The sequence below is a fragment of the Pseudomonas sp. DTU_2021_1001937_2_SI_NGA_ILE_001 genome, assembly GCF_032463525.1.
Taxonomy (GTDB): domain Bacteria; phylum Pseudomonadota; class Gammaproteobacteria; order Pseudomonadales; family Pseudomonadaceae; genus Aquipseudomonas.
This window is the reverse complement of sequence record NZ_CP135971.1, coordinates 2,948,122-2,962,999: the sequence shown is the minus strand read 5'-3', so window position 1 is coordinate 2,962,999 and position 14,878 is coordinate 2,948,122. Positions and strand designations below refer to the sequence as shown.

The window sequence follows — 14,878 nt, the reverse complement described above, 5'->3', positions numbered from 1 at the left end:
ATGCGATCCAGCAACCGTGGCTTTACCTTGATCGAACTCATGATTGTGGTGGTGATTGTCGGTATCCTTGCCGCCATTGCGTACCCCAGCTACACCGAGTACGTCAGGCGCACCCAGCGGGCGGCGATCGCCAGCCTGCTGACCGAGCAGGCGCAGGCCCTGGAACGCTTCTATTCGCGGGTCGGCACCTACAACGGCAATGCCAATACGGCGGCGCCTACCGTGTCGGCCGGCAACGACTTTTACACCATCGCCGCCAACCTGAACGCCCAGGAGTACAGCCTGGCGGCCACCGGTAGAGGGCTGATGGCCAATGACAGGTGCGGTGTGTTCACCATCACCAATACCGGTGCGCGCACCAACCCCGGAGCAACAGGTGGCATGACGGCCAGGGACTGTTGGGGCCGTTGATAACCCTTCTTTTAGCGTAACCAGAGAGCAGAATGTCCAGGCAAGACGTGGTGGTGGTCGGTGGTGGTGTCATAGGCCTGTTGACGGCCTTCAACCTGGCGCAGGCCGGGCAGCGGGTGTGTCTGCTGGAGCGTGCCGAGGTGGGGCGCGAGTCTTCCTGGGCCGGCGGCGGTATCGTTTCGCCGCTCTACCCCTGGCGCTATAGCGCGGCGGTCACCGCGCTGGCGCATTGGTCGCAGGACTTCTATCCACAGCTGGGCGCGCGGCTGTTCGAGCAGACCGGCCTGGACCCCGAGGTGCATGTTACCGGCCTGTATTGGCTGGACCTCGACGACGAAGAGCAGGCGCTGGCCTGGGCGCAACGTGAGGGGCGGCCACTGAGCCGTGTCGACCTGTCGGCGGTCTACGATGCGGTGCCGGTGCTCGGCAGCGGTTACCGCAGCGCCATCTACATGGCCGAGGTCGCCAACGTGCGCAATCCGCGGCTGGTCAAGTCGCTCAAGGCCGCGCTGCGCGGCATGACGAATGTCGAAATACGCGAAGCCAGCGCCGTTACCGGGCTGCAGTATGAAGGCGGGCGCATCACGGGCGTCGCCCTCGGTGATCAAGTACTGCGCAGCGAGCGTGTCGTGCTCAGTGCCGGAGCCTGGAGCGGCGAGCTGCTCAAACCGCTCGGTATCGACCTGCCGGTGGAGCCGGTCAAGGGCCAGATGATTCTGTTCAAGTGTGCGCAAGACTTCCTGCCCAGCATGGTGCTGGCCAAGGGGCGCTACGCCATCCCTCGGCGTGACGGGCACATTCTGGTGGGCAGCACCCTGGAGTACCAAGGTTTCGACAAGACCCCTACGGACGAGGCGCTGGAAAGCCTCAAGGCCTCGGCCATCGAGCTGTTGCCAGCGCTGGCGCAGGCCGAAGTGGTCGGCCATTGGGCGGGCCTGCGCCCCGGCTCGCCGGAAGGTATTCCGTTCATTGGCGCAGTGCCGGGGTTCGAAGGGCTGTGGCTCAACTGCGGGCACTTCCGCAATGGCCTGGTACTGGCGCCGGCCTCCTGCCAGTTGCTCACCGACCTGCTGCTGGACCAGCCGCCAGTCATCGACCCGGCGCCTTACTCGCCGGCTCGCTTGTTCTCCTGAGCGCTCAGTCCAGCCCCAGCTTCTTGAGCCGATAGCGCATCGAGCGGAACGACAGGTTCAGCCGCTGCGCGGCGGCGGTGCGGTTCCAGCGGGTTTCCTCCAGGGCCTGGAGGATCAGCTTGCGTTCGATGCTCTCCAGGTAATCCTCCAGGTTATCGATGCTGGCCAGGCAGGGGCTGTCGCCTTCCGGGGTCGGCGAACAGTCGGCCAGACGCAGGTCGCTGGCGAGGATCTGGTCGTCTTCGCACAAGGTGTAGGCCCGCTCCAGCATGTTCTCCAGCTCCCGCACGTTGCCCGGAAAGCGGTAATTCTTCAGGGTTTCCAGCGCTTGTGGATGCAGGCGCGCCAACGGCTGTGCATAGCTGGCAGCCAGGCGCTGCAGCATGCTGGCGGCCAGGGGCTCGATGTCTTCGCGGCGCTCGCGCAAGGGCGGCACGCGCAGCTCGATGACGTTCAGTCGGTAGTAGAGGTCCTGGCGAAAACGCCCGGCGCTGACTTCCTGGGCCAGGTCCTTGTGGGTGGCGCACAGCAGGCGCACGTCCACCACCTGCTCCTGCTGGCCGCCGATGCTGCGCACGGCCTTCTCCTGGATGACCCGCAGCAGTTTGACCTGCATGCCCAGTGGCAGGTCGGCGACTTCGTCGAGGAACAGCGTGCCACCGTCGGCGAGCTGGAACAGGCCGGGCTTGTCTTCATGGGCACCGGTAAAGCTGCCTTTGCGATGGCCGAAGAATTCGCTTTCCATCAGTTCCGATGGAATGGCGCCGCAGTTGACCGGTACGAAGGGCTTGTCGATGCGCGGGCCCTGTTCGTGGATCAAGCGTGCCACCAGCTCCTTGCCGCTGCCGGATTCGCCGCTGATGTAAATCGGCGCCTGGCTGCGCGCCAGCTTGCTGATCTGCTTGCGCAGGGTGCGCATCGGCGGGGCATCGCCCAGCAGGCGGCTGTCGATGCTGTGCTGCTGGTCGGTGCCGCTGCGCAGGCGTAGCGCGCTGCCAACCAGCTCGCGCAGGCGGGTGAGGTCCACCGGTTTGGTGAGAAAGTCGAAGGCGCCGGCCTTGAGGGCGTTGATCGCCAGGTCGAGGTTGCCATGGGCGGTGATCATCGCCACTGGCAGCTGCGGGTGCTGCTGCTGGATGTGCTGCACCAGTTCCAGGCCGTTGCCGTCCGGCAGGCGCATGTCGGTCAGGCACAGGTCGAAGGGCTCGCGTCTGAGCCAGTCGTGAGCCTCGGCCACGTTGCGGGCGGCGCGGGTGTCGAGTTTCATCCTGCCCAGGGTAATTTCCAGGAGTTCGCGGATGTCCGGCTCATCGTCAACGATGAGGATCTTCTGCCTTGAAGTCATGCTCAACTCAACTTGAACGGGTGGGCGAAGGTAATGCGCAGGCAACTGCCGCCTTCGGGCCGCAGGGCATAGTCCAGATGCGCCTGGTTGCTGGCACACAGCTCACGGGACAGGTACAGACCCAGCCCCGTGCCTTTGGTTTCGGTGGTGAAAAAGGGCTCGAACATTTTGCCCAGGTGCTGCTCGGAGACCCCGGCACCATCATCGAGTACATCTAGAACCGGCAAGTGGCTGCCTGGCTGGTGATAAAGCCGCAACCAGACCTGCGCCTGCTCATGCACCTGGCCGCTGTGGCGCAGACCGTTATGCACCAGGTTGGTCAGCACCTGGGTCAGGTGCTCGGGGTCCATGCGCGTGCTCAGCGCTCCGTCGCCGATCTCGCAGTGCAACTGGTGCCGGGGCGGCGCGCTGGCGCGCCACTGGCTGACGAAGTCTTCCAGCCAGGCAGCGAGGTTCAACTGTTGTGGCGCGGCTTCGCGGCGGCGCGACAGCTGCAGGACGTTTTCGATCACCACGTTGATGCGCCGTGACTGGTCATGGATGATCTGCGCCAGACGCCGGTCGGGCGTACTGAGTTCTTCCGATTCTTCCAGCAGTTGCACCGCGTGGCCGATGGCGCCCAGCGGGTTGCGGATTTCATGGGCGATGCCGGCGGTCAGCCGCCCCAGCGCCGCCAGCTTGAGCTGCTGGGCCTGCAAGGCGACCTGCGAGAGGTCTTCGAGAAACACCAGGGTCTGTTGCTGGTCGTGGCGGTTCAGGGTGGCGAAGCTGGCCTGCAGCACCGGCCCGGCGGGAGAGGTGCGCAAGCTCTCGGTGATCCGCACCGGGTTCATGCGCCAGTGCCTGAGGCGCTCGACCAGGGCCGGGCAGTAGTCATCCAGAACTTCGCCGTTCAGACGCTCGTGGCCTAGCAGCGCATGGGCGGCCTGGTTGATCAGCAGAATGCGTCGGTTGGCATCCAGTACCAGAATGCCGGTGCGCATGCGCTGCAGGATCAGGCCGTTGAGTTCTTCGAGGTTATCCACATCCACGGCGCGTTGCTCGGCCAGGACCTCGCTCAGGCGCAAGCGTGCGGTCAACGCCTGCATCAGCAAGGCGACGGCGAAGCACAGGGCGCCCAGGCTGCCGGCTTGCACGTAGTCATTGGCGACCTTGGGGTTGTCGAAGCTGAGGTAGAAGGTCAGGTAGATGATGCCGATGGCCGACACGGCGGCAATCGACAGACCGACCCGCCCGCGCAACAGGATATTGCTAATTGCCACCGAGGCGATCAGCAGGTTGCCGATGCCGCTGGCAGTGCCGCCGCCGGCATAGAACAGCCCCGACAGCAGGATCGCATCGCTCAGCGCCAGGCTGAACATCAGGGCCTTGTGCCGGGGGCGCTCGAGCAGCACCACCACCAGGATGTTGGTGACCAGGTAGATCCAGCAGCCGGCGCGGAACAGGCCGGGATTGCTCATGTCCAGCAGTTCGACATCCATGTCGCTGGACACCAGCAGCACCAGCATGATGCCGATGATCAGCCGGTAGAGGTGGTAGAGCCGCAGGATGCGCTGGGCCAGGGGGCTGTTGAGGGACAGTGGCTCAACGCTCACGTGAGGCGGGGCCTTGGAGCCGGTGAGCCTCGCTGCAATACCATTGCTGTTCCTGGCTCAATGCACGGTCGCGAGGCAGATGAACGCCGCATTGCGCACAGCGCACCATGGGCGCGGGAGCATCCTGAGCCGAGGCATCGGCAGCGGGTTTGCGGCTGGGCGGATTGAGCAGGCGCTTGACGAACCAGATGGCCGCCAGGATCAGGGCTGCCCAGAGAATGATGCGAATCATGGAGAACCGATCGAAGTGAGTTGATTGCGCAGTTTAGCCAAGGACGGGAATGCCGCACAGGGGCGCAAGGCATTGCGCCATCCCGGCGACCGGGCTAGTCCGCCGAAGCATGGCCGCAGAAACGACAAAGAGGCCCGTGGGCCTCTTTGATCGTTAACCGCTCGGCTTAGTCGAACAGGCCGAAGGTCATGTAGCTGAACCACGAACGGCTCTTCTTGCCTTCGGCGTTCTTGGCCGCTTCTTCCTCGACCTGTGCCTGGTTTTCCGGCAACAGTTCCTTCGGAATGGCCTGCTTGGCTTCTTCGTACTGGCGCACGATGTCCTGGTTTGCGCGGGTCTCGCCCGGTGGCAGCGGCGCGCCGTTGCCGATCAGGCCCAGGGTCGCCTTGGACAGCCAGGAGCGGTTGTCGGCTTCCGGCTCGCGCGGGGTGAACTCGCCACCGGCCAGCTGTGGATGGTTCGGGTAGTTGGCCTTCAGCACTTCCAGGCTGGTGGCCGCCAGGTCGTCCAGGTGCAGGCGCTGGTAGGACTCGACCATCACCGCCAGGCCGTCGCCGACCGAAGGGGTTTCCTGGAAGTTCTCCACTACGTAGCGGCCACGGTTGGCAGCGGCTACATAGGCCTGACGGGTCAGGTAGTAGTCGGCCACGTGGATTTCGTAGGAGGCCAGCAGGTTGCGCAGGTAGATCATGCGCTGCTTGGCGTCTGGCGCGTAGCGGCTGTTGGGGTAGCGGCTGGTGAGCTGGGCGAACTCGTTGAACGAGTCACGCGCTGCGCCCGGGTCACGCTTGGTCTGGTCCAGGGGCAGGAAGCGCGCCAGCAGGCCGACGTCCTGGTCGAAGGAGGTCAGGCCGCGCATGTAGTAGGCGTAGTCGACGTTGGGGTGCTGGGGATGCAGACGAATGAAACGCTCGGCGGCCGACTTGGCGGCTTCCGGCTCGCTGTTCTTGTAGTTCGCGTAGATCAGCTCCAGTTGAGCCTGATCGGCGTAACGGCCGAACGGGTAGCGCGACTCCAGGGCCTTGAGTTTCTCGGTGGCACTGTTGTAGCTCTTGTTGTTCAGGTCGTTCTGCGCCTGCTGGTACAGCTCGACTTCGCTCAGGTTCTCGTCGATGACTTCTTTCGACGAGCAGGCCGCGGTCGTTGCGAGGATGGCGATCAGCAGCAGGTGTTTCACTTGCATGGCGGCTTGCGTCCCTATAACGGCCTGCTGTCTTGGGCGGGGCCGTCCTGTTATGATGAGCGCCCCGCAAAAGTGCCGGGGCAAATGACGCCGTATTTAACCACAAGCGCGCAGCCGAAACCAAAGGCTAGCCGCCTCCCAGTCTGGTCATGTCCGAAAATATAGAACTCAGCGCCGAGGTGCCGTCCGAATCCGGCGGTCAACGCCTCGATCAGGTCGCCGCCCAACTGTTCGCCGAATACTCGCGTTCGCGTCTTGTCACCTGGATCAAGGACGGTCGCCTGACCGTCGACGGCCAGGTGCTGCGCCCGCGCGACACCGTCCATGGCGGCTCCGTACTGCACCTGACCGCCGAGCAGGAGGCCCAGGGTGAGTGGGTCGCCCAGGACATCGAGCTGGACATTGTCTACGAAGACGAGCAGATCCTGGTCATCAACAAGCCGGCCGGCCTGGTGGTGCACCCGGCTGCCGGCCACGCCGATGGCACCCTGCTCAACGCCTTGCTGCACCACGTGCCGGACATCGTCAATGTGCCGCGTGCCGGCATCGTCCACCGCCTGGACAAGGACACCACCGGCCTCATGGTGGTGGCCAAGACCCTGCAGGCGCAGACCCAGCTGGTCAACCAGCTGCAAAGCCGTACCGTCAGCCGCATCTATGAATGCGTGGTACTCGGTGTGGTCACCGCCGGCGGCAAGATCGACGCACCCATCGGCCGTCATGGCCAGCAGCGCCAGCGCATGGCGGTGATGGAAGGCGGCAAGCCGGCGGTGAGTCACTACCGCGTGCTGGAGCGCTTCCGCTCCCACACCCATGTGCGGGTCAAGCTGGAAACCGGCCGTACCCACCAGATCCGCGTCCACATGGCCCATGTCGGCTTCCCGCTGATCGGTGACCCGGTCTATGGCGGGCGCTTCCGCATTCCGCCGGCTGCCAGCCCGACCTTGGTGGAGTCGCTCAAGACCTTCCCGCGCCAGGCCCTGCATGCCCGCTTCCTGGAGCTGGACCACCCGGCCACCGGCCAGCGCATGCGCTGGGAGTCGCCGCTGCCGGAAGATTTCGTCTGGCTGCTGTCGCTGCTCAAGCAGGACCGCGAGGCGTTCGTCGGGTGAAACACGACTGGCTGATCCCGGACTGGCCTGCTCCGGCCAACGTGCGTGCCTGCGTGACCACGCGTGCCGGTGGGGCCAGCCAGGCGCCGTTCGACAGTTTCAACCTGGGCGCACATGTACAGGACGACGCCCAGGCCGTGGCGAGCAATCGTCGGCAGTTGACCGACACCTTGCAGGTGCAGCCGGCCTGGCTGAGCCAGGTGCATGGCGTCAACGTGGTGCAGGCCGACCCGGCGCGGGTCGATGAAGCCGATGCCAGCTGGACCGCCATGTCCGGCGTGGCCTGCACCATCATGACCGCCGACTGCCTGCCCGCGCTGTTCTGCGACCGTGCCGGTACGCGGGTCGCCGCTGCCCATGCCGGCTGGCGCGGTCTGGCCGCGGGTGTGCTGGAGGCCACCGCCGACAGCCTGGCGGTCGCCCCCGGTGAAATTCTGGTGTGGCTGGGCCCGGCCATCGGCCAGCCGTCCTTCGAAGTGGGCGGCGAGGTGCGTGAGGCCTTCGTGTCCAGCCACCCGCAAACCGCTGCGGCCTTCATTCCCAGTATCAACGCCGGGCGCTTCATGGCCGACATCTATGCCTTGGCGCGCCTGCGCCTGGCCGCACACGGCATCGACGCCGTGTATGGCGGCGGTCTGGACACCTACACCGACACGCGTTTCTTCTCCTACCGGCGCAGCGCCCGTACCGGCCGTTTCGCCTCGCTGGTCTGGCTGGCCAACGCCTGACATCTGTCAATCCGCATTCACTTGAATCCTGCAGAATCGTCCGCATCTAAGCGGTAACCCGGCAGGTTTTCTTTACAGGTGTGTTCATTACTCCGGCCTGCTCTGACGCAAGAGGAAGGTGACTAATGCGTATCGACAGATTGACCAGCAAGCTCCAGCTCGCTTTATCCGATGCCCAGTCGTTGGCCGTGGGTTTCGATCATCCGGCCATCGAACCTGTGCATCTGTTCCAGGCCCTGCTCGAACAGCAGGGCGGTTCCATCAAGCCCCTGCTGATGCAGGTCGGCTTCGACATCAATAGCCTGCGCAAGGAACTGGGTAAAGAACTCGACGCCTTGCCGAAGATCCAGAACCCTACCGGCGACGTGAACCTGTCGCAGGACATGGCGCGCCTGCTCAACCAGGCTGATCGCCTGGCCCAGCAGAAGGGCGACCAGTTCATTTCCAGCGAGCTGGTGCTGCTCGCGGCGCTCGATGAAAACACCAAGATCGGCAAGTTGCTGCTCGGCCAGGGTGTGAGCAAGAAGGCCCTGGAGAATGCGGTCAACAACCTGCGCGGCGGCAATGCGGTCAACGACCCCAACGTCGAGGAATCCCGCCAGGCCCTGGACAAGTACACCATCGATCTGACCAAGCGTGCCGAAGAAGGCAAGCTCGACCCGGTGATCGGCCGTGACGACGAGATTCGCCGCACCATCCAGGTGCTGCAACGCCGCACCAAGAACAACCCGGTACTGATCGGCGAGCCCGGTGTGGGCAAAACTGCCATCGCCGAGGGGCTGGCCCAGCGCATCATCAACGGTGAAGTGCCCGACGGCCTGAAGAGCAAGCGCCTGTTGTCGCTGGACATGGGCGCGCTGATCGCCGGTGCCAAGTTCCGTGGCGAGTTCGAAGAGCGCCTCAAGTCGCTGCTCAACGAGCTGGCCAAGCAGGAAGGGCAGATCATCCTGTTCATCGATGAGCTGCACACCATGGTCGGCGCGGGCAAGGGCGAGGGCGCCATGGATGCCGGCAACATGCTCAAGCCGGCCCTGGCGCGGGGCGAGCTGCATTGCGTGGGCGCCACCACCCTCAACGAATACCGGCAGTTCATCGAGAAGGACGCGGCCCTTGAGCGGCGTTTCCAGAAAGTGCTGGTCGACGAGCCGAGCGAAGAAGACACCATCGCCATTCTGCGTGGCCTGAAAGAGCGCTACGAAGTCCACCACAAGGTGGCGATCACCGACGGTGCGATCATCGCCGCCGCGCGCCTGAGCCATCGCTACATCACCGACCGGCAGTTGCCGGACAAGGCCATCGACCTCATAGATGAAGCAGCCAGCCGCATTCGCATGGAGATCGACTCCAAGCCTGAAGTGCTGGACCGCCTGGAGCGCCGCCTGATCCAGCTGAAGGTCGAGGCGCAGGCGCTGAAGAAGGAAACCGACGAGGCGACCCTCAAGCGCCTGGAAAAGCTTCAGGTCGAGATTGACCGGCTGGAGCGTGAGTACTCCGACCTCGAAGAGGTATGGACCTCGGAAAAGGCCGAAGTCACCGGCTCGGCACAGATCCAGCAGCAGATCGAACAGTCGCGTCAGGAACTCGAAGCCGCCCGGCGCCGCGGCGACCTGAACCGCATGGCCGAGCTGCAGTACGGGATCATCCCGGACCTGGAGCGCAGCCTGCAGATGGTCGACCAGCACGGCAAGCCGGAGAACCAGCTGCTGCGCAGCCGGGTGACCGAAGAAGAAATTGCCGAGGTGGTTTCCAAGTGGACCGGTATCCCGGTGTCGAAGATGCTCGAAGGCGAGCGCGACAAGCTGCTGAAGATGGAAAGCCTGCTGCATGAGCGGGTGATTGGCCAGGAAGAGGCCGTGGTGGCGGTGGCCAACGCTGTAAGGCGTTCGCGTGCCGGTCTGGCCGACCCCAACCGGCCGAGTGGCTCGTTCATGTTCCTCGGCCCGACCGGGGTGGGCAAGACCGAGCTGTGCAAGGCGCTGGCGGAGTTCCTCTTCGACACCGAAGAGGCCATGGTGCGCATCGACATGTCCGAGTTCATGGAGAAGCACTCCGTGGCACGGCTGATTGGTGCACCACCGGGCTACGTGGGCTACGAGGAGGGCGGTTATCTGACCGAGGCGGTGCGACGCAAGCCTTACTCGGTGATCCTGCTCGACGAAGTGGAAAAGGCCCACACCGATGTGTTCAACATCCTGCTGCAAGTGCTTGAGGATGGCCGTCTGACCGACAGTCATGGGCGGACCGTGGATTTCCGCAATACGGTGATCGTCATGACCTCCAACCTGGGCTCGGCGCAGATTCAGGAGTTGTCCGGTGACCGCGAAGCGCAGCGCGCGGCGGTGATGGACGCAGTGGGTACGCATTTCCGTCCCGAGTTCATCAACCGTATCGACGAGGTGGTGATTTTCGAACCGCTGGGCCGTGAGCAGATCGCCGGTATCACGCAGATCCAGCTCAGCCGCCTGCTCAGCCGCCTGGCCGAGCGCGAGCTGACCCTGACCCTCAGCCCCGAGGCGTTGGACAAGCTGATCGCGGTGGGCTACGACCCGGTGTATGGCGCCCGGCCGTTGAAGCGGGCGATCCAGCGCTGGATCGAGAACCCGCTGGCGCAACTGATTCTCTCCGGGCGCTTCGTGCCGGGGGCGAACATTACCGCCAGCCTGCAAAACGACGAAATCGTCTTCGCCTGATTCCGGCGTTGTGGCACAGGAAGGGCTCCTTGAGGGAGCCCTTTCTTTTATGCAGCAATGGGGTGTTTTTCGAGGCTGGACAGACACTTCGAAAAAAAATCGCAAATCATTGTAGTAAAAGCAATTTAGGGTGTTGACAGGGTAATTGTTTCTTGTAGAATGGCGCGCCTCAGAGACGTGAACGCAACGCGAAACGCGAAGCAAAAATGTCAAAGAGGTTGAATTGAAGCTAAAAAGCGTTTAAATTCAACGCCGTAGCTGAATCTGAAAACGATCCGCGATAGCTCAGTCGGTAGAGCAAATGACTGTTAATCATTGGGTCCCTGGTTCGAGTCCAGGTCGCGGAGCCAGATTCAACGAGCGGTAAGCTGTATTTGTCGGGGTGTAGCGCAGTCCGGTAGCGCGCCTGCTTTGGGAGCAGGATGTCAGGAGTTCGAATCCCCTCACCCCGACCATGTTTTGGGTCGTTAGCTCAGTTGGTAGAGCAGTTGGCTTTTAACCAATTGGTCGTAGGTTCGAATCCTACACGACCCACCATTTTTGATCTGGCTGTTTCAGGTCGAATCTTAGGGAGATGATGCCAATTGCATCATCCTTCGGAAAACGCCCTAACGGGCGTTTTCTTGTGTCACCTCGGGGTGTAGCGCAGCCCGGTAGCGCGCCTGCTTTGGGAGCAGGATGTCAGGAGTTCGAATCCCCTCACCCCGACCATTTTCACTCGGCATCAGCCGGGGCGAAAATACAGGTTCAGAGCCAGTTGCGCTGAACCGGAAAAAAGGCGTCCTTCGGGACGCCTTTTTTCGTTTGGGTGTCTGGGCTCAGTTCTGCACGGCCTGCACCGAGCCGCCATCGACCCGCAGGTTGCTGCCATTGACGAAGGTCGCGCGGTCGGACACCAGCCAGGCGATGGCTGCTGCCACTTCCTCGGGTTGCCCACGACGCTTCTGTACGATGCCAGGCCGCTCTTGTTCCAGAAAGCTTTCCACCGCCTCATCGAACGACACGCCCATTTCCTCGGCGCGCTGTTCCATCATGCCGTCGGTCATGCCGGTCTCGATGAACGCCGGGGCTACGGTATTGCACAGCACGCCGTGAGCGGCTTCCTTGTAAGAAAGGTTCTTCATGAAAGCCGCCAAAGCAGCCTTGGCGGTGTTGTACACCGCTTCTTCCCAATAGGGCTGTACGGCGTTCTCCGAGGTGATGCACACGAAGCGGCCCCAGTGGCGGCTGCGCATCTTCGGCAGGGTGGCGCGGGCGATACGCACGGCGGAAAAGAAATCGGTTTCCCAGGCGTGCTGGTAGTCTTCGTCGGACAGCTCCAGCGGGTCGCCCTTGGCACCGGTGACCCCGGCGGTATGCACCACGATATCCACCTGGCCGAAACGCGCCTGCGCTTTCTCGACCAACGCTTCTACCTGCTTCTGGTCGGTCATGTCCGCCGCCACCAGCAGGGGCTCGCCTGGCAGGCCGGCGCAGGCTTTCTCCAGCGTCTCCTGCTTCATGTCGGTGAGCACCAGGTGCACGCCTTCTTCGCCCAGCAGCCGCGCCGTCGCCAGGCCGATACCACCGCTTGCGCCGCTGATCAGCGCAACCCGCCCCTTGATTGCTAAATCCATACAACACCTCATTCGATGGGCATGCCGGTTTGCAGGCCGTCTGAAGGTGTGACTGATGGCGGAAGGCTTTGATTCAAGAAATTTCTGTGGGCTAGGCTTGAGCCGCGAAGCACGTAGAGTCTTCTCGGCTCAAGCCGCCCCATGGCAGGCGGGCAGATCAGTGCAGCTTCATGCGCGGTTCGGTGCCTTTGCCGAGGCGGCTGCCGAGCATCAGCATCAGCGTGCGGAATGGCCCGTACAGGGCCATCTGGTGCATGCGGTACAAGGAAATGTAGAACATCCGCGCCAGCCAGCCTTCAAGCATGACGCTGCCGGTCAGGTTGCCCATCAGATTGCCCACCGCCGAGAAGCGCGACAGCGAGATCAGCGAGCCGTAGTCCTTGTAGGTGTACTCCGGCAGCGGCTTGCCTTCGATGCGCAGGCGCAGCGATTTGACCAGCAGCGAGGCCTGCTGGTGCGCGGCCTGGGCACGCGGCGGCACATTGCGGTCGCTGCCTTTCTGCGGGCAGGCGGCGCAGTCGCCGAAGGCGAAGATGTTTTCGTCGCGGGTGGTCTGCAGGGTCGACAGCACCTGCAGCTGGTTGATGCGGTTGGTTTCCAGCCCGTCGATGTCCTGCAGGAACGCCGGGGCGCGGATGCCGGCGGCCCAGACCTTGAGCACGGCCGGAATGACCTGGCCGTTGTTGGTGACCAGGCCGTCTGCATTCACTTCGCTGACGGCCGCGTTGGTCAGTACCGTGACGCCGAGTTTTTCCAGGGTCTTGTGCACCGGTGAACCGATGCGCTCGGGCAGCGCCGGCAGTACGCGCGGGCCGGCCTCGATCACGGTGATGCGCAGGTTCTCCGGCTTGATCTGCCCCAGGCCATAGGCTGCCAGCTCGTGCGCGGCGTTGTGCAGTTCGGCAGCCAGCTCTACGCCTGTGGCACCGGCGCCGACGATGGCCACGCTGATTTCCTCGGTGCGCCCGGCCTGGCCGGCATGGGCGCGCAGGTACAGGTTGAGCAATTGCTGGTGGAAGCGCTCGGCCTGCTTGCGCGAGTCGAGGAACAGGCAGTGCTCGGCCGCGCCCTGGGTGCCGAAGTCGTTGGTGGTGCTGCCCACCGAAAGCACCAGGGTGTCGTATTCCAGGCTGCGTGCCGGAACCAGCTCCTCGCCCTGTTCACCTTGGGTGGCGGCCAGGTGGATGCGCCGGTTGGCACGGTCCAGGCCGGTCATGCGCCCCAGCTGGAACTGGAAGTGGTTCCACTTGGCCTGCGCCACGTAGTTCAGCTCGTCCTCGTAGGAGTTCAGCGAGCCGGCGGCCACTTCGTGCAGCAGCGGTTTCCAGATGTGGGTGAGGTTGGCGTCCACCAGCGTGACACTGGCCGTGCCTTTCTTGCCCAGGGTCTTGCCCAGGCGGGTAGCCAGTTCGAGACCGCCAGCGCCGCCGCCGACGATAACAATGCGATGTGTCATGGAAGTTACTCATAAGGTCAAGGAAATCTCGGGTGGTCTGCGCGAGCGCCAGGCAGCTCAAAGCAGCAGACCGGCCAGCCGGTAAATTCGGGGTGCCAGGACACTGTCCCGCTTTCTTGCGGGAGCTCGACCGGATTCGGGAGGCGGGCGACCTGGCTGGACAATTCAGACTGTTCAAATGGACTGTGGTTCATGGACGCCTCGGCGGGCGACCGGGCTACAGCACCTCAGGCAGGGCTTCGACCTGCAGGCTGTCGTGTAAGCGAATGATTCCGCTTTGTATCACTCGCGCGGTGATTCCGCCATGCCCACGTACCGCCTGGAAGGTGCCACGCCCCAGATTCTGCTCCAGGCGTGCGCACGGCTGGCACCAGCCGGTGGTTTCCAGAATCGCCTGGCCAATGCGAAAGCGCCGGCCCTTGAGGCTGAACAGGTTGATGCCGCTGACCACCAGATTGCGGCGCAGGTCGCCGGGCAGCACCGGGTTTTCCGGCGTACGGCCGAGCAGCGCGTTGATCACTGCCAGATGCTCCCACTGCATGAGTGTCACCTGCCGCGCATTGCGCGGGCCGGGGCGGGCGTGGTCGCCGGTCAGGCCGGCCTCGCGGCGCGCCTCGACGGCGTCCAGCGCCAGCATCGGCGCGCGGGACTGCGGACGCACGCCGATCCAGCGCACCTGGCCCTGCTGCGGGACATCGGCGAGCAGTTGTTGCAAGGGACTCATCACAGGCTGATACCTACATCGAACAGCACGGTGCGGCCCAGGTTGGTGCGCAGGAAGTCCGGCGCACCGGGGTGGGCGAACAGCACTCGTGCGAAGTTGGGGCCGACCAACGACAGCGAGCGCCAGCCCTGGCGCAGGTATTCGGTGGGCGGAGGAAAGTGGCTGTTGAGGTCCAGCGCCTCGCGCTTGAGGCTGGCGAAGGCGATGATGTCCAGGTCGCCCAGGTCCAGGCCGCGCTCGCGGTAGTTGCTGGCCTTCTTGCTCAGGGTCGGCGCCAGGCGCTTGAGCAGGGCAGGGGCGGGCACGCGCTTGGGCTTGGCTTCGCGGCGCACCAGCTGGCTCAGCGAGAACGCGTTGCGCCGCCGTTGCAGCTCTTCGCGCCACTCGTCATTCAGGCGCCGACCCTCGTCGAGCACGAAGAACACCTCGAAGCGCGCATCCTGGAACAGCACGTCGGGCGGCTCCTGGTTGGCGGGCAGGAAGTCCTCATGACGGTACGGAATGTTCAGGCCCTGCAACAGGCGCTGGCACACCCAGCGCTCACGCTCCCATTTACGCGCGTTGGACAGGAACGCATTGGCTTGTTCGGCCTGGATCGTCAGCAGGCGCAGGTAATCGGAATCATCCATAGCCGTCGCATCGCAGTCGCTGAA

13 protein-coding genes and 4 tRNA genes are annotated in these 14,878 nt (G+C 63.9%); 9 read left to right on the top strand and 8 right to left on the bottom strand.

The window, feature by feature from the left end:
• A complete protein-coding gene (locus RRX38_RS12590; protein WP_315959483.1) occupies positions 1 to 411 on the top strand; it encodes a type IV pilin protein in 411 nt (136 codons plus the stop codon).
• Between the two features lie 32 nt (positions 412 to 443).
• Complete coding sequence (thiO, locus tag RRX38_RS12585) at positions 444 to 1,544, top strand: glycine oxidase ThiO (protein ID WP_315959482.1); 1,101 nt, start codon at positions 444 to 446, stop codon at positions 1,542 to 1,544.
• A 4-nt stretch (positions 1,545 to 1,548) separates the two neighbouring features.
• Here the strand turns inward: thiO and RRX38_RS12580 are convergent, their stop codons facing one another.
• The 4 genes from RRX38_RS12580 to RRX38_RS12565 form a co-directional block, all read right to left on the bottom strand.
• Positions 1,549 to 2,889 carry a sigma-54 dependent transcriptional regulator gene (locus tag RRX38_RS12580; RefSeq protein WP_315959481.1) on the bottom strand — a complete coding sequence of 447 codons (1,341 nt, stop codon included), beginning with the start codon at positions 2,887 to 2,889 and terminating at the stop codon, positions 1,549 to 1,551.
• A gap of 2 nt (positions 2,890 to 2,891) precedes the next feature.
• Positions 2,892 to 4,484 carry a two-component system sensor histidine kinase NtrB gene (locus RRX38_RS12575; protein ID WP_315959480.1) on the bottom strand — a complete coding sequence of 531 codons (1,593 nt, stop codon included), beginning with the start codon at positions 4,482 to 4,484 and terminating at the stop codon, positions 2,892 to 2,894.
• Positions 4,474 to 4,716: a PP0621 family protein gene (locus RRX38_RS12570; protein WP_295473141.1), complete on the bottom strand. Its 243-nt coding sequence runs from the start codon at positions 4,714 to 4,716 to the stop codon at positions 4,474 to 4,476. Before RRX38_RS12570 ends, RRX38_RS12575 begins: the two co-directional genes overlap by 11 nt.
• A gap of 166 nt (positions 4,717 to 4,882) precedes the next feature.
• The gene (locus RRX38_RS12565) at positions 4,883 to 5,899 is read right to left on the bottom strand and encodes an outer membrane protein assembly factor BamD (protein WP_295473140.1); all 1,017 of its coding nucleotides are present in this window, start codon (positions 5,897 to 5,899) and stop codon (positions 4,883 to 4,885) included.
• Positions 5,900 to 6,048: 149 nt separating this feature from the next.
• On the opposite strand from RRX38_RS12565, the gene rluD reads away from it, so the two are divergent.
• The 7 genes from rluD to RRX38_RS12530 all read left to right on the top strand — a co-directional run bounded on the left by rluD (position 6,049) and on the right by RRX38_RS12530 (position 11,140).
• Entirely contained in the window at positions 6,049 to 7,011 is a 963-nt protein-coding gene (gene rluD, locus RRX38_RS12560; protein WP_295473138.1) for a 23S rRNA pseudouridine(1911/1915/1917) synthase RluD, read from the top strand.
• Entirely contained in the window at positions 7,008 to 7,739 is a 732-nt protein-coding gene (pgeF, locus tag RRX38_RS12555) for a peptidoglycan editing factor PgeF (RefSeq protein WP_315959479.1), read from the top strand. The genes rluD and pgeF overlap by 4 nt, the downstream gene beginning before the upstream one ends.
• Positions 7,740 to 7,864: 125 nt before the next feature.
• Positions 7,865 to 10,429, top strand: a complete 2,565-nt coding sequence (gene clpB, locus RRX38_RS12550) for an ATP-dependent chaperone ClpB (RefSeq protein ID WP_315959478.1) — start codon at positions 7,865 to 7,867, stop codon at positions 10,427 to 10,429.
• 274 nt (positions 10,430 to 10,703) lie between these two features.
• Positions 10,704 to 10,779: transfer RNA gene (locus RRX38_RS12545), tRNA-Asn, on the top strand.
• 28 nt (positions 10,780 to 10,807) lie between these two features.
• Positions 10,808 to 10,884, top strand: a tRNA-Pro gene (locus RRX38_RS12540).
• Positions 10,885 to 10,890: 6 nt separating this feature from the next.
• Positions 10,891 to 10,966 (top strand) — tRNA-Lys (locus RRX38_RS12535).
• A 97-nt stretch (positions 10,967 to 11,063) separates the two neighbouring features.
• Positions 11,064 to 11,140: transfer RNA gene (locus tag RRX38_RS12530), tRNA-Pro, on the top strand.
• Between the two features lie 107 nt (positions 11,141 to 11,247).
• Here the strand turns inward: RRX38_RS12530 and RRX38_RS12525 are convergent.
• The 4 genes from RRX38_RS12525 to RRX38_RS12510 form a co-directional block, all read right to left on the bottom strand.
• Complete coding sequence (locus RRX38_RS12525; RefSeq protein ID WP_315959477.1) at positions 11,248 to 12,045, bottom strand: SDR family NAD(P)-dependent oxidoreductase; 798 nt, start codon at positions 12,043 to 12,045, stop codon at positions 11,248 to 11,250.
• A 157-nt stretch (positions 12,046 to 12,202) separates the two neighbouring features.
• Positions 12,203 to 13,501: an NAD(P)/FAD-dependent oxidoreductase gene (locus RRX38_RS12520; protein WP_315959476.1), complete on the bottom strand. Its 1,299-nt coding sequence runs from the start codon at positions 13,499 to 13,501 to the stop codon at positions 12,203 to 12,205.
• 217 nt (positions 13,502 to 13,718) lie between these two features.
• Positions 13,719 to 14,225 (bottom strand): MOSC domain-containing protein, encoded by a 507-nt coding sequence (locus RRX38_RS12515; RefSeq protein WP_315959475.1) that lies wholly within the window; start codon positions 14,223 to 14,225, stop codon positions 13,719 to 13,721.
• Complete coding sequence (locus tag RRX38_RS12510; protein ID WP_295473127.1) at positions 14,225 to 14,854, bottom strand: DUF1780 domain-containing protein; 630 nt, start codon at positions 14,852 to 14,854, stop codon at positions 14,225 to 14,227. Before RRX38_RS12510 ends, RRX38_RS12515 begins: the two co-directional genes overlap by 1 nt.
• Positions 14,855 to 14,878: the final 24 nt, after the last annotated feature.